Source organism: Maritimimonas sp. 2405UD52-3 (assembly GCF_056591715.1).
In genome coordinates this window covers 54,091-74,413 of record NZ_JBWQOL010000006.1, presented here as the reverse complement: position 1 = coordinate 74,413, position 20,323 = coordinate 54,091, and the positions used below count along the sequence as shown (strand labels likewise).

15 protein-coding genes are annotated in these 20,323 nt (G+C 32.2%); 2 read left to right on the top strand and 13 right to left on the bottom strand.

Features of this window, described 5'->3' with window-relative positions; all coding sequences use genetic code 11:
* Positions 1-87: 87 nt before the first annotated feature.
* From AC1EU5_RS13725 to AC1EU5_RS13695, 7 genes are all read right to left on the bottom strand, one after another.
* Complete coding sequence (locus tag AC1EU5_RS13725; protein ID WP_480192978.1) at positions 88-2,274, bottom strand: DUF5916 domain-containing protein; 2,187 nt, start codon at positions 2,272-2,274, stop codon at positions 88-90.
* Positions 2,275-2,501: 227 nt separating this feature from the next.
* Positions 2,502-2,924: a lipocalin family protein gene (locus tag AC1EU5_RS13720; protein ID WP_480192977.1), complete on the bottom strand. Its 423-nt coding sequence runs from the start codon at positions 2,922-2,924 to the stop codon at positions 2,502-2,504.
* A 134-nt stretch (positions 2,925-3,058) separates the two neighbouring features.
* Positions 3,059-3,448, bottom strand: coding sequence for a hypothetical protein (locus tag AC1EU5_RS13715; protein ID WP_480192976.1), 390 nt, complete (start codon positions 3,446-3,448; stop codon positions 3,059-3,061).
* Positions 3,432-4,139 carry a hypothetical protein gene (locus AC1EU5_RS13710; RefSeq protein ID WP_480192975.1) on the bottom strand — a complete coding sequence of 236 codons (708 nt, stop codon included), beginning with the start codon at positions 4,137-4,139 and terminating at the stop codon, positions 3,432-3,434. Before AC1EU5_RS13710 ends, AC1EU5_RS13715 begins: the two co-directional genes overlap by 17 nt.
* Before the next feature lie 69 nt (positions 4,140-4,208).
* Positions 4,209-5,618, bottom strand: a complete 1,410-nt coding sequence (locus tag AC1EU5_RS13705; RefSeq protein WP_480192974.1) for a RagB/SusD family nutrient uptake outer membrane protein — start codon at positions 5,616-5,618, stop codon at positions 4,209-4,211.
* A gap of 24 nt (positions 5,619-5,642) precedes the next feature.
* A complete protein-coding gene (locus AC1EU5_RS13700; RefSeq protein ID WP_480192973.1) occupies positions 5,643-8,639 on the bottom strand; it encodes a SusC/RagA family TonB-linked outer membrane protein in 2,997 nt (998 codons plus the stop codon).
* A gap of 237 nt (positions 8,640-8,876) precedes the next feature.
* Positions 8,877-10,199 (bottom strand): helix-turn-helix domain-containing protein, encoded by a 1,323-nt coding sequence (locus tag AC1EU5_RS13695; protein WP_480192972.1) that lies wholly within the window; start codon positions 10,197-10,199, stop codon positions 8,877-8,879.
* Positions 10,200-10,860: 661 nt separating this feature from the next.
* Between AC1EU5_RS13695 and AC1EU5_RS13690 the strand changes: the two genes are divergently transcribed.
* Together AC1EU5_RS13690 and AC1EU5_RS13685 are read left to right on the top strand one after the other, a co-directional pair.
* The gene (locus tag AC1EU5_RS13690) at positions 10,861-11,637 is read left to right on the top strand and encodes a sensor histidine kinase (RefSeq protein WP_480192971.1); all 777 of its coding nucleotides are present in this window, start codon (positions 10,861-10,863) and stop codon (positions 11,635-11,637) included.
* The gene (locus AC1EU5_RS13685; protein WP_480192970.1) at positions 11,627-12,337 is read left to right on the top strand and encodes a LytR/AlgR family response regulator transcription factor; all 711 of its coding nucleotides are present in this window, start codon (positions 11,627-11,629) and stop codon (positions 12,335-12,337) included. The genes AC1EU5_RS13690 and AC1EU5_RS13685 overlap by 11 nt, the downstream gene beginning before the upstream one ends.
* Positions 12,338-12,386: 49 nt before the next feature.
* Here the strand turns inward: AC1EU5_RS13685 and AC1EU5_RS13680 are convergent, their stop codons facing one another.
* The 6 genes from AC1EU5_RS13680 to glpK all read right to left on the bottom strand — a co-directional run bounded on the left by AC1EU5_RS13680 (position 12,387) and on the right by glpK (position 20,308).
* Positions 12,387-12,956, bottom strand: a complete 570-nt coding sequence (locus tag AC1EU5_RS13680) for a hypothetical protein (protein WP_480192969.1) — start codon at positions 12,954-12,956, stop codon at positions 12,387-12,389.
* Positions 12,957-13,297: 341 nt separating this feature from the next.
* On the bottom strand, positions 13,298-13,873 hold the full coding sequence (locus AC1EU5_RS13675; protein ID WP_480192968.1) for a hypothetical protein: 576 nt from the start codon (positions 13,871-13,873) through the stop codon (positions 13,298-13,300).
* Between the two features lie 86 nt (positions 13,874-13,959).
* The gene (locus tag AC1EU5_RS13670; RefSeq protein ID WP_480192967.1) at positions 13,960-14,412 is read right to left on the bottom strand and encodes a hypothetical protein; all 453 of its coding nucleotides are present in this window, start codon (positions 14,410-14,412) and stop codon (positions 13,960-13,962) included.
* Between the two features lie 116 nt (positions 14,413-14,528).
* Complete coding sequence (locus AC1EU5_RS13665; protein WP_480192966.1) at positions 14,529-15,257, bottom strand: hypothetical protein; 729 nt, start codon at positions 15,255-15,257, stop codon at positions 14,529-14,531.
* Positions 15,258-15,573: 316 nt separating this feature from the next.
* Entirely contained in the window at positions 15,574-16,791 is a 1,218-nt protein-coding gene (locus AC1EU5_RS13660; RefSeq protein ID WP_480192965.1) for a site-specific integrase, read from the bottom strand.
* Positions 16,792-17,137: 346 nt separating this feature from the next.
* A complete protein-coding gene (gene glpK / locus AC1EU5_RS13655) occupies positions 17,138-20,308 on the bottom strand; it encodes a glycerol kinase GlpK (RefSeq protein ID WP_480192964.1) in 3,171 nt (1,056 codons plus the stop codon).
* Positions 20,309-20,323 lie beyond the last annotated feature (15 nt).

The window sequence follows — 20,323 nt, the reverse complement described above, 5'->3', positions numbered from 1 at the left end:
TCACTGGATAAACATTACATGAATTTGTTTTATTTTCAAATAATGATTTGCGAAACGTTTTTTGCAATTTTCAAAATATACATTGAATCAAAACCAGTACGTTAATTTAACTACTAATCCCCTATTTTTAATTTGCAAATTTTCAGGATAGTAATTATCCGAATAGACTATAAAAAGATCTGACATAGGTGCATAACGCCACTGAAACCTACTATTGATATTTATATTATCATTCTGTGTATTGTACTGTACAAATGTTGTCCAAAACATTTTATTAGAAAATGAAATCTCTGACGTAAGTCCGGCTAAATGAAAGTCCTCACTCTCTAAACTCTCAGGAAGATTTATGTCGTTATACCGATAATTTAAGCTAAAATTACCCCATGGTTGAATTCTATAATTTGCTTCGGCTTCGAAAAAAGTCCTTTTACCATCATAGAATTCTCCATGTGTTGCACCAATTCTACCATAGAATTTCTTTCTAGGGTTAAACCTATACCAAAATCCATATCTGCTGTAGGTATAGTCAGCTTTTGGAAAAGGAATGCTTCCAACTATAAATGAATCAAAGGGTAAATTATCTTTATCCTGAGTTACTTTGACCTCCATAGCACTCTGATTTTTAAAATTCACAAAATAGAATAGCCCAGCAAAAGATGCGTTTAAAGAACCATCTGTATTCAATATAGCTGTAGTTGAGACCCTTGGGCCATGAAGATTTATAATAGACGATTCCTTTTTAGGAAAAAAATCATAGACCAATAGATAATTAAGTCGATAATAACCTTTTCTCACAATCGAATTATTCCCTGCATCAAAATTTTCTAATCTTGGCACAAAACCAACATCCGCTAAGTAGTTTTCCCCAACCCTATGCCCAGATATTCGTGTGAAAACATTTTTAGTCTGATATCTTAAAGTACCCGCGAAATACATTTCTTCATCTAAATCACCGGGGTTGAAAGATTTATGTACTCCTGCATTCGCACTCCATTTGCCCTTTTTATCTACAAAGTTATATTCTAGGGCAAATACCCGGTTATAGTTATTCTCTTGTGGGTTCTCTTTAGACGAAGTTGTTTGCCGATTTACGAACATAGCATCTAACGTTGAACGACTTCCAATTCTGTGCGATAGAGATGAAACAAAGTAGTTTTGAGGGTTTATCCCATCTTGCTTTCCTGTTTGAATATCCATTACTCCTACTCTGAGTTTTTCATTAATATTTCCTGATAGCCTAGCTCCAAAATTAATAGGCACATTCAATCCTATGCGTCTTGAAAAAAACGGATTTATAGAACTAAGACCAAAGGAGTTGAATAAATCGCTGTTTTCTAGAAAAAAACCTCTTCTTTCCGGAAAAAATAAAGGAAATCTTGTCAAATTTATTTGCTGTTGATCAACATCAACAGTAGAAAAATCTGGATTAATTGTTAAATCAAGATTAAGTGCTGGTCCAAGGGCAATTTTGGCCTCTCCTCCGGCATCAAACTCATATTCAGCCTTTTGGTTGTTTTCAAAATCTTTATTTATCGAGCCCAAAACATATGGCTGAACATTGAATTTGCCCTTTTTTACTTTGGGTGGATTTTCTAACCATAGCATTTCACCTGTATAACCTAAATTGATTGTGTTAAAATTTACAGGTACCCTATTCCATGACGTAAAATAGTTGTTCTTCATATCATTACGGACAAAGTTTAACCCCCAAATAGAATTTTTCGAATCATATCGAAGTGTTCTAAACGGTATGGCCATTTCAACATACCATACCTTGTCACCATATGTAATTTCTGAAAACCACTTATTATCCCAATTCTCATTTATGAAAGATTCATTTCCACTAACACTAATCAATCCTTCAAATTGAGCACCCCCAGCATTTACCCCGAAAAAGAAACCATTTGTTTTTTGATTAAATGGATCAAGCACTAGAGCGATACCGTCACTTCCAAAATGTTCATCATCTTTATCTCTCTTAAGAGTTTGGATAATATGATCGTTAGACATATCAAAGCACTTTATACCGACATAAAGGAAGTTTTCGTCAAACGTCAAATATACTTCCGTTTGTAATTGTGCAGGACCTTCATCTTTTGGCCATTGATTTAAAAAATCTGTTGCTTTATTTGACTTCTTCCAAGCAGTTTCATCTAAAATGCCATCTATCTTAATCTTTTCTGACGTTTTATTAATACTTATTCTTTTTTGCGCAATTGCTTGGTAAGGAAGTAGTAACAGTATTAATAACAATAAATAGCTTGATCTTATCATAAAATAAAAGTTTATATAGATTTATTAAATATCAACATAACCCTTGTAGCTTATGATATTTTTATACAAATCGCAATAAACTTTATGTGATCTCTATTTACAATTATGTCTATAAGTATAAGAGTAGAGACTAACTATTCAATGCAATCTAAACTATAGTTCGCTTAATAAAAAAAGAAGTGACTTAAGTAACTAGCCCTAAGCATAATTGAAGCAAAAGAAATTTGTTATTTTTCAAATGTTAAAGTAAACTTAATATTATCAGCATCCGTATATGAGGCAACCTGTTTCGTAGATGTATTTTCAATTCTCTGCCAAGTCAGTTGTGCTTCGGTACCAGCATCTGTAATAATGCTTGTATTAGTACTTACCCAATTAAAGCTTTCTTTTCTACTGAAGGTAAGGCCAACTACCTCGAAGGTATAATTTTCTTTACCGGTACCATTTTCTCTAAACTCCAATGTGCCTTGAACATTATTTGCAGTTTCTTCTCCTAAACTAGGGTGGTTCGCTTGTACCTGTGTGACCATCCAAACACCAATTAGTTGGTTCTGTTGTTCAGAACTATTTGAGTTTGTATCTTCTGAACAAGAAAGTATACAATAGGCTAAAAAAGTTATCAAAATAGGATTGCTCATTCGAATTTCCATAAGTCTAATTTTTATTACGAATTATTATGGTTAATAAATCTGGTTATATTCCTTTTTTTGTTTAAGCGAGTTATTATTTTTATATGAGAGCAAGAATTTCAGCCTTTTAAATCAAATCCTTATAATTAAGTTTTTTATTTACTAAGATTATATTTATCAACAGTTGGTAGCCCCCAAATATTATTAGCAACTCGGTAAATTGTCTTGAAATCTCCAAACTCACTGCAAATTGGATCAATTTGTCCAAATCCATAATTACAAACACCTATTTTAGTACCGTCTTTGTCATAAATTCTCGGCCCAGCATCATATGCATTAAACTCCGCACTATATAACAACTCTCCATTATAATTGCACTCAGTTATACTTCCATTCTTATACGTCCTATATAGTTTACTTAAAGTATCTTGATTTTCAAAACTATCATTTCCACAACTAGACAGGGAAAGAAAAAAAACAATAGTTAAAAAAATGAATGTAAGTCTTGTGTTCCTTCTAATATTAGAACTATAATATGGAATCATAATACTTAAAGATTTCGACCACATCCGCTTCAGTTTTATATGAAAGTTTATTTTTTTTAACATAAGAATTCAACTCTTTTATCAGGTTCTTGTCTTTAAAAAAAGATATTACTTCTTTCTTTTTTAATTTAAAGTCAACCCATTGGTTTTCGCTTTTTAAATAGTATTCACTTTGTTTGATATATTTGTTTGGTTCTACTTCTCCGTTTAGAACATTAAGATTACCCGAAACTAATCGAACATTGAATTTCTTTAACAATTCTATTTTTTTCCCAATAAATAATTCTTCAAAAACTTGATTCTCAAAATTATCAATTGAGTAATATCTATATATACTTTCTTTTATTTTTACAAAATCTATGAAATTAGGGGTTAGAGTAAATAATGAGTCTTCAGAAATTTTTACCTGAAACACATCATTTTTTATATTATAATTAAGCCCTAGTATTTTAAATTTCTTACCAGCTTTTGACATCAGACTAGCCTCAACCCATTCAGTAAAAAGGTATTCATCACCGATTGTTATTGGAATAGGTTCTCTTGCAGTCACAAAAGTTATATCTCCACTGCCATCTATACCTCCATCAACAAAAATCTTGACATCTTCGTCTCCTGTTCCTGTTGATTGAGCTTGTAATTCGTGAACGAAAAGGAGTAACATTAAAAGGAATAAAAAGATTTTTTCTCTCATTAGAATTTTTCTTAATTGCTTTATTTTTAAAAAAAGAGGATCATTGTAAAAATGACCCTCCATCAATTATTAATAACCTGGGTTTTGTGTTATATTAGGATTTAAATCTGTCTCGGTAGTTGGGATTGGTAAAATTGTTTTATTTGCACCAAAAGCTGATTCTGCTGTGTTTGCTTGACCCAGTCTTCTCAAAGCCATTTCATTTCGTAATAAATCCATTCTTCTTTGTCCTTCAAAACACAGTTCCTTTCTTTTTTCATTTAAAATCTGATCTAACGTTATAGATCCTAAATTTGATAAACCTGCTCTATTTCTCAACGCATTAATATCATTTAATGGAGTATCTCCAACTGTAGAACCAACTCTAAAATTTGCCTCTGCCCTAATGGTATACATTTCTGTTACCCTTAAAACTGGACCGTTATCAGAACCATTAATAGCTTCAGGGAATTTAGTGCTAAATGTAGATGTTCCACCTACTGCATCGGTTCCGGTTGTACTTAAACTACTGAAACGCAAGTCTCCTGGTTCAGAAGCATAGGCATCTAATAAATTTTGAGAGAAAGTAGCATCTCCTCTGCCAATAGGCGCTGGGGTAGAAAGACCAGAAAATCCTTCATTACTATTCTGACTATCTACTGTAGTATTTATGATTTGAAATATCTGCTCAGGTGAATCGTCTTGATTATAGAAACTATAATCACTAGCCAATTGATATTGTGAAGATTGAATAACTTGATTGGCGAAATCTGCAGCCTGTGCAAATTGCTCCCTATATAAATATAATCTTGCCAGTAAAGCTATAGCTGCGCCCTTACTAGCTCTACCTCTACTTGTTGTTTCTAATAAATCGGGAATTGCAGCTAGTAAATCTTGTTCTATGAATGCATGTACTTCATTTACCGTACTGCGCTCCAATTGAAAAGGTGCAACATCACCCTCAAAGAATTCAGTAACTAACGGAATCCCTAAATTAGAACCACCCGATACTTGAAAAGGTTGTGCAAATAAATTAACAAGATTAAAATTTGAAAGTGCTCTAATAAATTTAGCCTCAGCTATTATTCTTGACCTTTCAGAATCAGAAATATCAGAAATATCGGTAACAGGCAATTTATTGATTAGGAAGTTAGCCGAAGCAATGGGTCTAAAATGACTTCTCCAAAATCCTGAAATTGAAACGTTTCCGGCCAAAGTTACATAATCTCTAATAGCTTGAAAAGAAGGAAAAGATCCAACAAAGTCAATATTATCGCTCATCCATTCCTCAGTTAATTGAGGGTTGCCGTTAAATGCATCAACATCTCGCATTCTTGAATAAGCCCCAATAAGAACACCCTCGGCAAGAGCCGCATTAGATAAAACAACATCTGAGGTTAAACTATCCTCTGGAGCGATATCCAATTTATCTTCACATGACGTTGTTAATATTATTAACAAAGCCATTATTGAATAAATTATATTATTAAATTTTTTCATGTTTTTACAATTAATTTTGAATTATTAAAATGTGATTCTGGCACCAAATAAATAGGATTTAGACTGTGGCTCTACAAAGAAACTTTCACCCAACTGTAGCGGGTTTATATTGCTCGTTACTTCTGGATCTCTCTCTCCTAAATCTTTACTTTTAATGGTTGCTAAATTGGTTCCGGTTGCATAGATTCTTATCCCATCTATAAACTTAATTTTCTCCAAAAACCTTTTGGGTAAATTATAACCTAAAGTGATATTTTTTAACCTTAAATAAGACCCATCCTTTAATTGGTTAGTTGATCTCGTTCTAAATATTGGTCTAGTAGAACCATCTAATCTTGGAAAGTATGCCTGATCACCTGGTTGTTGCCAATAATCCAATAAACGTGTGCTCATTCCAAAACCAATAAAAGCATCGGTGAAGCGAATACCACTTATGTATATATCATTACCGTAAGAATAATTCATAAATATATTGAGGTCAAAATCTTTGTATTTGAAGGTGTTCGTGATACCACCATAAAAATCTGGTTGTGCATCACCAACAATTTTTCTATCTGCATCTGTAGGGGAATTAGTAACATCACCGTCTGCATCTAGCCACTCTGCTTCACCAGTTTGAGGGTTTACACCTACATAACGAACCAGATAAAAACTATTAGCCGATTCACCAACGACGGCTCTTTGTACAGTTGATCCCGAAATAAATTGCCTTCCTTGATTATCTGTATTAGCTCCTGGCAATGATAAAACCTTACTTTCAACAGTAGATAAATTAATTTTAGTAGTCCATTCAAAATTTTCGCTTTTAAAATTTGTGGTCGTTAAATCAAACTCGAAACCTTTGTTTTCGATTTCACCAGCATTCCTTGCCAGCGTAGGATTTAAAAGAACTGGCCCAATACCAGTTTGTCTCGGCAAGGGTACATTAATTAACAAATTATCGGTTTGCTTTTCATAATAATTTACATTGAATTGAATTCTATTGTTTAAAAAAGCAGATTTGAACCCAATGTCTAAAGTGGCTGTTTCTTCCCATCGTAAATCATTATTTTGAGCTGAAGTAGGAATCAAACCTGAAATACCATTATAATTATTACCTAGAAATAAACCCAAAGAAGGAAAATCCGTAGTTGTACTGACCCGGTCATTACCAGTTATACCATAACTGGCTCTTAAGCTTAAGTAGTCAAAGAACCCGTTCTCCATAAACGCTTCATCGGAAATAATCCATCCTCCAGCCACAGCCCAGAAATTACCAAACTTATTTTCGGTACCAAAACGACTAGAGCCATCTCTTCTGAATGACCCTTCCAATAAATATTTACCCTGATAGTCATAATTCACTCTAGAAAATATTTGACCATACAATCTGTTTTGGGTTCTACCGCTAAACGTTAATGGAAATGTGGAAGCACTCGTAATATTTAACAATTGATCGGATAGAAAGCCTGTACCCTGTACTCTGGTCACATGTGTTCTTGTTTCTTCATAAGATGTTCCTGCAAAAAATCCTAGATTATGATCTCCAAACACTTTATTATAATTTAGTGTTGCTGTAATCAAGTTTCTATTAATAAAAACTACTCGATTGTCCGCAAACCCTCCAGGAGAATTTACTTCTAAACTTCTTTGTGTTTCTTCAATTTGTGTACGGTCGACACCATAATCTATTTTAGCTTTTAATCCTTCAAACAAATTAACTTCAGCAAAAGCATTGCCCGTTATTTTTGTAGTATTTAAGTTGTGCCTATCTAGAGCTTCAATTGCCAACACGTTGGCAATAAATCCAGTATTTACAAAATTTCCATCATCATCAAAGGGCAACACATCCGGTGTCTGTAAAAACCCAACGGTTATTGGTGAAAAGGTACTATTTTGAGTACTGATTCTATCATTTTTAGAAACAGAAACTGCAACATTCATTCCAGCTCTTAACCAATTGTTTGCATTTGTAGTTAAATTAACCCTTGCTCCTGTTTTTTCTAGGTTATTACCTATTATAAATCCTTCAGTATCTGAATGATTTACTCCAAAATAGAATGTAGAGGTCTCTGACCCTCCAGAAATACCTATATCCTGAGTTGTTGAAACTCCTTTTCTTACCACGTTATTTAGCCAATCAAAACCTTCATTCCCAGCTCCAAAGTCTGCAGGAGTAGTATTCCCTCCATTAGCATTCTCAAAGGCTGAATTGAATGAAGCAAATTCCTCTAAATTCATCATATCTTCGAGATATGTAGCTTCATTTATTGAAGTACTAAACCCTAATGTAACTTTAGTTTTTTGGCCTAGCTTACCCTTTTTTGTAGTGATTAGTATTACACCATTAGAGCCTCTCGTTCCATATAATGAAGTAGCTGCGGCATCTTTTAGTACTGTAAAAGTGGCAATGTCTTCAGTATTTAAATAGGAAAGGGGGTTTAATCCCGTGTTTCCACCATTATTAAGTGATTGATTTTGATCATCAATTGGAACACCATCAACTACAATTAGTGGATTAGCGCCTCCCGTTAATGAATTAACACCTCTTACTCTAATAACTGATGCCGAACCTAAAACCCCAGAAGAACCAACAATTTGCACACCAGAAGCTTGTCCTTGTAATAGGTCTTGTGGTGATAGGGCTTGTATATCTTCAATGGCATCTTCTTTTACAATAGCTACATTTTGAATAATTTTACGTTCTGACTGTTGTCCATAGCCAACTACGACAACCTCGTCTAATACATTATCCGCTACAAGCACAACATTTATGACATTGGCTGTACCAACAGTTCGCTCTTGAGAAGCCATACCAACAAAGCTAAAAACGAGTACATCCCCTTGCTTAGCATTTATTGAATACTTACCATCAAAATCTGTTTCGGTACCTGAAGTGGTTCCTTTAATAACAATACTAACACCCGGAAGTGGTCCAGTATCATCCGTTACAGTACCAGTAATAGTTCTTTCTTGCGCGTGTAATAGTAAACTACCAAACAAGACAAAAAAGAAACATAAATTGTAAATCTTACATTTCATAAATTAGTTATTTGAGTTAATAAATTGTCAAAAGAAAAGCTGAACAAAAAAGCTTTAGAAAAAATTAATTCAAATAATCGTCCCTATGAAAACAAAGTTTAGTGGAATTTTTGCTTTTTTATTAAGGAAAATAGCTCTAAGGCTCTTGTTGTCCAGCATTCTTTTACACAAAAGAACCTAAAGAAGTAATAGGGGTGGTATAACTAGATAGTGGTTTACTTAAATTCCGATAATTGCTTACTTATTACTTTTGCTTTTTTCACGATATTTAAGTGGAGTAGTACCTGTTATTTTTTTGAATGTTTTATGGAATGTCGCTTTATTGTTAAAACCTGAATTATACAAAATATCAATAATGGGTTCATCATATTTTTTGGTTAATTGATCAATTGCATAGTTCACTCTATAAGTGTTAATAAATTCGTAAAAGTTGCTGTTTAAGTTTTCATTAATTACCTGAGACAGATGATGCCTCGATATATTCATTTCTTCTGATAAATTATCTAATGTTAAATTGCTGTCTAAATACGGTTTTTCCATTTGAAATTTTTCGAGTAATTTATTTTTCAAGTCTTCAGAAAGTTTTTTAGATAAACCTGTATTGCTATATTTTATGGCTTTTACAGCTTTCAAAAACGATTCACCATGAAATATCTGGGGCTGTATATATCCCATAAAAGCAACCATTAATAATAGTAAAACCATTGAAATTATTACTAAAATCTCAGTCCAAAAGCTATATGCAAAGTAATACTGAAGCGCGTTTTTAATTGTTATGGAAACGATATAAAACGCATATAAAGTTATTACCTTTTTAAACCATCTAACAATATTAACTTTATAAAGGGAACTGTACTGCTTTAATAAGCCGAATGAGAGTATCCCATATATTATCAAGTGCAAAATTTTAAATATTGGGTGAGTGAAAAGGAGGTAAGTTGGATAGCTAAGTTTAGCAGTTTCAAAAAGGACTACTACAACCGTCATAATCAAAAAAGGCACTAAGTGCTTAAGGTAGCCTTTAGAAAACTTAAAAGATGTAAATACACTTTTAGAATAAAAGAAGAAAAGTGGGCCAATCAAATAAATTAGTGGATGATGATAATTATAATTTAAATATTTAAAATAGAAATTGTATCCGCTAAAAGTTAAAGAATATGATAGCACTAATAGACCAAAAACAATTAACATACCACCGAGATAACCATTCCTTTCTTTTAACGTTGATCTTTTCGTAATTAGGAAGATTCCTAATACAAAAATCTGCATTGCCAGTATGAATAAAAGTGATGACCATAAATTAAATCTTGGTTCATATTTTTCTTTTAGCTTATTAAACCGCTGGTCATTGGAAAAATCAAATAATAACTTATGTTCCAAAAATGAATATGGAAGGCCATTTTCAAGAGCTTTTTCTAAATAATTAAATGCTTTGTCTTTATTCTTAAGGTTATATTCCGAGACAGACAAACAGAAATATAAAAACATCTTTGGTGAGAAGTCATATTTTTCGGCTTTGGCCAAATCTATTTGTGCTTCACTAAAATTTGCTAATTGCAAGTTACATAGCCCCTTATAATACCAGAATAATGGATTACTAGAATTTCTTTGTAAAACATCTTCATCTACTGGTAAAACAGTATTACAATTTTCTTCTCTGTACGCCTCATAGATAGCATCTACTTCTCGATCAGCGCAAGAAGTTAAAAGAAAAAAAATGGCTAATACCAGAAAAACAAAATACCTATCCAACAAAAAACTGTTTGTATATCACTTTTTCGAAAGTAATTAGATATCCTTTACCTTATCAAAATTTTATTCGCATGTCAAAGACATTTATGCAAAAGCTTATAAAACTATTCTTAATCATTATTTTAACATAATTTTTAGGTTAATTAAAATAATAATTAAAATATACCATAAAATCTGAGCTATTAAAAAGTATTTTTACTGTATGCATCAAAAAATAAATCTAAAACATCATCTCTTATTTTGGCTTCTATATTTACTGGCATCTTCGGTTTCGGAAGGAGGGTATGGTGTTTCATTATATCAAGTTTTAGTATTTGAGCTTATGGCCTTACCACTTAAAATATTATTGGTTTATTTTAATTGGTTCTTCTTAATACCTAAATTTTTTAAACATAGAAATGCTTCTAAATACTTTTTCAGTATTTTTTTGACATTGTTAATGTTAACTTTTACTTTTAGATATTACTCAATGAAAGTAGCGTTTCCAATTGCATTTCCAGAATTTATGTATATGCAGAAAGAGTATTTTCAACCATTTACATTAGTTCAAATTTTATTGGTATTTACAATTTTGATTGGATTTACATCATTTTGGCAACTCTATCTTGATTGGTTGGATAAACAAAGAACGACTAACCTACTGAAACTTGAAAAAAAAGAAACAGAATTGAAGTACTTAAAGTCTCAGGTAAACCCTCATTTTTTATTTAATACTTTGAATACTATCTATAGTCTATCTCTCGAAAAATCAACAAAAGTTCCAAGGTTACTTCTTAAGTTGTCTGAGTTTCTAAGTTTTTCCCTGTACGAAACCAATAATGAAACAATTCCAATTCATAAAGAAATAGATTTAATTAAGAATTTTATAGAATTACAGCAAGATCGATTTTTAAATAGAGTTACTGTAAATTCGTCTATGAAAATTGAAAATGATCTTTTAGAAATACCTCCTATGTTATTAATTACTTTTGTTGAAAATGCCTTTAAGCATAGCCTTAAGAATGAAACTGGCATTGCTGAAATTGAAATTTTATTAAAGACTACTGACAGTTCTTTGATTTTCGATATAAAAAACACAAAAGCTGATACAGCTAATTTGAGTGAAGCAGCTCAAGGGATTGGGCTTAAAAATATAAGAAGACGGTTAGACTTAATTTATAACGATAACTATGACCTAAATATAGTTGATACAAAGAGAAATTATATAGTTTCTCTTAAGTTAAATTGCACTACTAATGAAAATTAATTGTTTGATTATAGACGACGAACAGCCAGCACGTAACGTTATTAAAAGGTATCTAGATGACTTAGATTTTTTGCATTTAGTTGGTGAATGTCAAAATGCCATGGATGCACTACCTATTTTAAAAAACGAGGTGATTGACCTTATTTTTTTGGATATTGAAATGCCAAAATTATCGGGTTTAGATTTTTTAAGAAGTTTGAACAATCAGCCCAGGGTAATTATCACTACTGCCTATAGAGAGTTCGCTTTAGATGGTTTTGAACTCAATGTAATTGACTATTTACTCAAACCAATTTCTTTTGAGCGTTTTGTAGCCGGCATTAACAAAGTGAAAGATAGTTTAACTGATTATAAAGTTGGAGAACAACGGTATACATATTTCAAGTCTGGTAAAAAGAACGTTCAAGTGTTTTTTGAAGATATTTTATTCATTGAAGGATTAGGAAATTATGTCAAGATTCATACATCGGAAAAAATTGTAACCACATATGATCAGTTAACCGATATTATTGTAAGACTCCCAAAAAATCGCTTTATAAGAATTCATCGTTCTTATATTGTGGCTATTAATAAAATAAATGCTTTCGGAAATGATTATTTGGAAATAAACTCAAATCAGCTTTCTATTGGGAATACCTATCGTGAATTATTTTTAACGAAAATGAATGATTTAAAAACAAAGCCCAATAATTTCAAGTGATTTTGAACCTATTGGGTGTATTAAAGTAAACCAAACTTTAATTATACTATTAAGATTTCTTTTTCCAAATTTCAACAATCTTGTCTTTAGGTTTATTAAATGGGTCAACATATTTTCCATCAATAAAAACCTCAAATATCCCTTCGAATGTATTGCCGTTTATAATTTTCCATTTTTGCCTATATGGCATTGTAAAACCACCTTTACCAGCTTTTCTTTTTAGGAATGGCATATATTGGTCTTCAGCATAACTGATAGAAAGGTCTCTAAATATTGAGTTATTTTTAATTGTCATGGTTCCATGACCACGTAATAGACTACCGGGAGAAGTAAACGATGTATTAACAATAAATTTTTCTTGAACACCATCCCAAATAATTAAACTAAAATTTTCTTGATTTAACTTTCCATTAACTTCATTCTCATTTTTGACGGTAACATAAGTTTTATTTGGCCCCCAATCAAAAGTCATATAGGCGATACCATGACTAAAATTATGCTCCCATGTACCAATTAAAATGCCAAATAGTTCGTGTGGATTAGCAGGAATTTTCTCTTGTGAATAACTATGAAAAAATGAAGAAAATAAAACGATTAGTATTAGTATATGTCTTTTCATATTACATAATTATATAATTGACAATTTAAATAATGAAAAACCTTTTTAAGTATAATTTATTTCGGCTATCTATTTTTTTATTTAAACAAATACTTGTGGGTTTTAAAATAAAAATTCTCTGTTGCAAACTATTCTTTGGTCTCCACTAAAAATTTCGATTGGAATCTTACTAGAATTCATTTTTATTTTAATATTGAAAGATAAGCTTATTCTGTTTTGAAAACCCGAGAAACTATGGTACATAACTCTATAATGCCTAACCGTTGTTCTATGGATTGTAACATAAAATTCGTTTAAAATTAACTTCTTATATACTATATCTCTTTTAGGCAGTTCAGGTATTATGGGTTCTGGTCTCTAATGGCTTTGGTATCACCACCGCTATTACCTGGTATCCATTTCTCGTTAATATAAGTTTCAGTTATCCAATTAATTGAATTATCAGAAGTGGGAACGAAAGTCTCTCTGTACAACCGAGTCCATCCATTAGCCTCGGGATGTGGAATAGTTTTATCACCTTTCTGATAATGAACCTTATACTCCCTTTGTACTTTATTGCTTTCCATAATTTTATACTCTCCTTCGAATAACATGCTGCCATCAATTTGAAATTCTAGCCATATTAATTTATTACTAGTAGGGTTATAGGTTATTATACCTTCTGAGAAAATAATTGTGTCATTTTTAGTATAGATTCCAGTTCTTGAATAAATCACCCTTTTATTTGTTCCCCATTTAAAATCAATAACTTTTAGGTCTTTTAACTTGGGCCTTTTTTGAATAAAAGCATCATCATAAGGTAATCTCCAAGTTCCAATATAGTAAGATAGCTCTTTAAGGGGGTTGGTTTGAGCTGAGATAAGATTAGATGCAGCCATTGAAATAACAAATAATAATAGTAAAATTTTAGTTTTCATTTGTGTCTTTTTTCAAGATTCTCTTTATAGAAAAAACTGAATGTGAATGGATATCTTCAGAATAAAACTATAAGCCGCTTTTTAATTTAAGGTTTTCTTTTCCATTTTTGTGATGGCTGCTTTATCCATTTGTTTGCCTTCACGTCATACTTTTCTGATTCTGTGCGTATTGTATTATTATCAAGAAATGTATGTACATCTCTATGCTTTTCTCTGGTTCCATTGTAATAAGTCAATTCAAACTTAGCTTCTCTAATATTCTTTTTTTTGAAGGATGATGAAGCCAAAGTATATCCCCAATGCCCTCGTTGGATGAAAACAACCTCACCAGTATATGGGTCTATAAATTCAAGAATTTTCCAAAAAACCATTTTTTCACCTTCTGCGTTAGTACCCGAAATTCTTCCTTCTAATGCTCCGAACTCATCTGTTTTAAACTCCATATTAAAGTGAGAGAAATCGTTTTTATTATTAGGGTCGAATTTTTCATTCTTATAAATCCATTTACCTCCTTTATCTGCTAATTTCTTAAAGAGCATTTTAGCATTGTTAACATTTACTGAGTCTATTTGAGAAGATAGATCAAAGCAGTATAAGCTAATGCTGCAGCAAATCAAAATTTTAATTATTCGCTTCATTTGTTAATATTAATATGTTAAGAGTTAGATTTTTTTTTCGGAGGCTTTAGCCTGTTTAACCAATTGTTTACCCAATGTTCATTCATATAACTTATATCTATAGGGTTACGGTTTTTTATTTTTTCAAACTTAACTTTGGCTTTTTCAAGTAAAGCGATGGCACCTAATATTTGGCTGAAGTCTCCATTACTATTTGATGCCATGCTTGTTCCCGCTAATACCATTAAAACCGGATTATTAGCATCTATTTTTATACCCGCATTGAGTTCATCATACTGTTTATTCGCGAATTTTTTTGCTTTCTCTTGATCGTTAAGCCTTTGAAAAGCATAACTTTTTAATGTAAAAATTAATGATTGCAAGGCGTGGAAATATGATTTAAAACATTGATCTGTTTCTTTAGTATAAATGGCATTTGCTGTGTCAAAAAAGTCCTGCGCCTGGTTTAGTTCTTTTAAACTTTCCGTAGCTTTATTTCTTTGATTTGATAGTTGTGTGGCTATATATGAAGCCCAAAAAGGCGCAACCCAATTCTTAGTGTTTTTTGCTATAACATTTTCTAGCAATTCTATCGCTTTTTCAGGCTCTTCATTAGAATCCCATTTCCAAAAAAGTTTTACAGCTTCTTCTGTTTCTGCAAGTTGATCTGCGTTTAAGGTATTGGAAGCTTTGCACTTGTTTTGTGAATAACTAACGGTGCCAAAAAAAATTGATAGAATCGAAAGGATGAAGAATAGCTTTTTCATTTTGAGTGCATATATTGATAGTGCAAGTACTACAACTTTCACAAATAGATACTCTTTTTTATTTCAACTCGTATATTTTTTATTTGAACATTATGTTGAAAATTATCAAGGGTTATAACGTTTAAAGAGTTTAAACAATTTTAGGTATCTGATTTCTTAATAATTCCGATAACTTAATAATCTAATAGCAGTATTTAATTAGAATATCAATTACATAATTTATTACATTCAAGGAATTATTCTTTTCTAAATAGTATAAAATTTATTAGAAGTTCATTATCTCATTTATGGCTCCATCTACTTCTTTTTTATGAAGTTAATTAATTTTTAAACGATCATTATACTGATCTAAAACATTGCTAGGTAATGATTTCAAATAAATCTGTGTAGTAGATAGACGTTCATGTCCCATCATGGCAGAAATTGCTTGTAACGGAATTTCATTTAGCATTGCTTGCGTTGCAAAGCTATGGCGAGAAACATAAGAAGTAAGTGTAGCATCGATATCACATATTTTTGCAATTTTTTTTAAACCTTTATTATATCTATGTCGTTCCCATTCGGCATCTAGATATTGATGCTCGGAGTATTCTCTTTTAATTATTGGAAAAATAAATTCCTTCCTGTTCTTATCTTTTAAATAAAAATTGAGAATTGTCATTAGTTGTTCGGATATTTTAATATCGTAATGTCTGTACGTCTTTGTTCTTTGATATTTTATTCTTCCTGCATTTATATTCTCAACTTTTAGAAAAGCCAAATCCATAAAAGAAATTCCATATATAAAATAAGAAGATAAAAAATAATTTCTATAATGAAACAAATTTGTGTTTTTCTTAAGCTCCAAGTTCAAAATACTCCTAAGTGATTTTAAGTCGATTGCTCTCTTCTTCGTGGGAGTTGTTCTAATTTTATAATTAGCAAATGGGTACCTTTCTCTATCGACTAATCCTGCTTTTATAGCTTTATTATAAATTGCCCGTATTGTTCTCATGTAAGAGGCTAAACCGTTAATTGCGTTTCCCCGAGCAAGAAAATCTCTTTCCAGTTTTAGTAAAAAATCATAATTAAGCTCATTAATCTTTAAGTCCTTGTTTTTGTTGTACCTTTTCAGCGTGCCCAATACTCCATAATAACTTCTGGCATTACCATATCTTTTTGCAATTTTTAAATCTTCTACTAAACTATAACCAAAATCAAAGAAGGACTCATATTTATTTCTTCGAACAATTTTATCTTTAATCTGAGTAATCGATAAAAAGTCTAGCTCACCCCTATCAAATAAGTTATTTATAATATCATTTGCTCTTACTTTTTCTTTTTGCAGTGAGTTATTTAACTTATTTACTGAAGTTACATCTTTAAAAGATTTCTTTATTTTTCCATTTTTTATATCCCAATTAATTTTAGGAATGGAATAACCTAATGAAATAGATGTTGTTTTTCTAAAGTGGCATAATCTTAGAATAATTGGATAGGTATTATCCGATTTTTTTCTTCTTAAATCAATAGCCAATTTTACACTAGTATTCATGATAATCAAGTTATAAAATTTGCACGCAATTTGCACGCAAATTATTGTTTTCAAATGATTTCAATGAATATCAAAATTTATTAAATTGTTGATTTTGAATTAATTAAAACTCTTATTAGATAACTTGACTGCTTATTTTTTTCGCTGTTAATCAGAGGGTCCTTGGTTCGAGCCCAAGAGGGGGAGCAAGTTTTGAATCCAGTCTTACGATTGGATTTTTTTATTTAATTTATTTTCAGCTTTTCTGAATCAATATGTGAGCTAGCGCCTTCATTAAATACATTCATCGGATGTATCTTAATTCTCAGTCTAGCTTGAGTTCAAGAGGGAGAAAAAATTGAAAGAGTTACTCAAATTCCTTATCGTAGTAATTAGTAGCATCTAATAGGAGCATTTCTAAATAGTTTCTTTCAGATTCTATACGCTGCTCATCCCAGTCTAGGTATTGAGTACAATCTTCTAAAACTATATTTTTATATTTCTGAACACTATTAATATTAAAATACAACCTGCCAGTTCTTCTAACAAAGAAATCAGCCAAACTATTAGTCATCTCATGATGAACGCAATACCATAACTCTGCACGCATTAATCGTTCTTTAGGATTACCTTTTGAAAAGAAATCCACTTTTTTTAAAATAGCTTCTGTTTGTTTTCCATAAGTAGACACTAAATACCAGGCATTATATTTACCGGGTATGCCTAGTGCTTCTAGCTTTTCTTCAACCCTTTTTTCATAAATTTTTACTTCTTCTGTTGAAGCTAAGGCATCTGAAGTCAGTGCTATCTTTTGAGTTTTAGATTTTTTAAACTCATCTCTTTTCGTGCTTGGCATAGTTTTAATCACAGAATCCATAACCCTATGCGCCATTTTTCGGTATCCTGTTAATTTTCCTCCCGCTATGGAAATCAACCCACTCTTAGAAATAAAAGTTTCGTCTTTTCTAGATAACTCAGAAGGATCTTTATCTTCCTCATGAATCAAGGGCCTTAAACCTGCCCAATTTGATTCAATATCATCCATCGTTAAATTAGCTTCAGGAAAGGTTTTATTCGCTGCCCTCAACAAGTAATCTGCATCTTCTTTAGTGGCTACTACTCTATCCAAATTTCCCCTATAAGTAGTATCTGTTGTTCCCACATAAGTCACTCGTCCCCGGGGAATAGCAAAAATCATTCGACCATCATCAACGTCAAAATAAACTGACTGCTGTACCGGTAATTTTTCTCTCGGAAATACCAGATGCACTCCCTTGGTTAAATGCAAGTATTTATGATTCATCGAACTGTCCTTCTTACGCAAGTTATCCACCCACGGACCAGTAGCCGATACAAAGTTTTGAGCACTAATATTTAATTTAATTCCCGTATTGTGATCTACACAATTAACACTTTGAATCTTACTTTCACTGTCATATACAAACTCTTCCATTTCACAATAGTTTAATGCGGTAGCACCAAATTCAGTTGCTTTTTTTAATAGTTCAATAGTTAATCTAGCATCATCAGTTCTATATTCTGCATAATAACCTCCACCTAATAATGTACTTTCATCCAAGAGGGGTTCTTTATCAATTGTTTCGCCCTTATCTAGCATTCTACGTCGATCGTCACCTTCAACATTAGCTAAGATATCATAAACCTTTAGACCTATAGATGTTAATATTTTGCCGTAGTTACCACCTTCAATAAGTGGTAGCAACATTTTTTCAGGAACTACAAGATGTGGTGCTAACTTATGGACAATAGCGCGTTCTGTACCAGACTCTTTTACCAATCCTATTTCCATTTGCTTTAGGTATCTAAGTCCACCATGTATGAGTTTTGTTGACTTATTACTGGTGCCAGAAGCAAAATCATTTTTCTCTATCAAGCAGGTTTTTAATCCACGTGAAGCAGCATCTAAAGCGATGCCCGATCCTGTAACTCCTCCACCAATAACAACAAGATCAAACTTTTCTGAAGTTAATTTTTTAAGTTGCTTTTCACGATCCAAAATTGAGAATCGTTCTGGAGTATCATTTTTTTTTATTGAAGCCGAAGTCTTTGTTCTTTCAATGGCTTTTAACCAACCTTTATATTTTTGCTTTCTTGTTTTTCGTTGCATTTTCGGCTCAAAAACGCGATCTACATCTCTAACCTTTTCTATATCATTTAATAACCAAATTTCCGCTTTGATACCAGCCAATAGGGCTGCGCCTAATGCGGTTACTTCTAACATCTTTGGTCTATCTACAGATACATTTAAAATATCTGATTGAAACTGCATCAAGTAGTTATTGGCGCAAGCTCCACCATCAACTTTTAGTGAGATCATTTGCTTACCACTATCTTCAATCATGGCATCAATAACATCTCTCGTTTGATATGCAAGTGCTTCGATAGTAGCTTTTATAATCTGCTCCCTACCTGAATCTAAAGTTAAACCGTAAATAGCACCTTTGGCATTTGCATCCCAATAGGGCGCTCCTAATCCTGCAAAAGCAGGAACTACATACACATCTTTTAAAGGAGGAATACTGGCACAAATTGCTTCAGTATCTTTAGCATTATCAATGATCTTTAATTGATCCCGCAGCCATTGTACTGATGCACCGCCAACAAAAATACTTCCTTCTAAAGCATACTTTACAGCGCCATCATCTAGACTGGCCGTTAGAGTAGTCAATAGGCCATTTTCAGAAACGACATGTTTCTTACCCGTATTTAGCAATAGAAAACAGCCTGTTCCATAGGTGTTTTTTGCCATACCTGATTTATAACCACCTTGCCCAAATAAGGATGCTTGCTGATCACCAGCAACACCATAAATAGGAATCTGATGCCCTTCATGCTCTACAAAACCGAAATCGGAGGAAGAAGCTTGCACCCTTGGCAACATAGAAGCTGGAATATTCATCGCCTCTAACATGGTTTGATCCCATTTTAGTTCTTTGATGTTATAGATCATTGTTCGTGAGGCATTAGTATGATCTGTAACATGTTTTTTACCATTGGTGAATTTATAAATCAACCAACTATCAATGGTACCGAATAAAAGATCTCCGGCTTCTGCTTTTTTTTGCGCTCCATCTACATTATCTAATATCCATTTTAATTTAGTACCTGAAAAATACGCATCAATGACTAGTCCGGTGTTTTCACGCACATATTCTTCAAGTCCTTTTTCTTTCAAGTCATCGCAGATATCAACGGTACGTTTATCTAACCAAACAATGGCATTATGAATTGGTTCTCCCGTATTTTTGTCCCAAACAACAGTAGTTTCTCGTTGGTTTGTTATCCCAATAGCAGCAATATCCTGAGGTAGTAGGTTTGCGTCTTTCAACACTTGCTCAAAAGCAGCTTTTTGATCACTAAAAATCTCATTTGGGTTATGTTCCACCCATCCAGATTGTGGATAATGCTGTGTTAACTCTTTTTGAGAAATGGCAATAATCTGTCCTTTAAGATCAAAAACAATAGCGCGTGTGCTTGTTGTTCCTTGATCAAATGCAATGACGTATTTTTTGCCCATTGGCTTGTTTTGTTT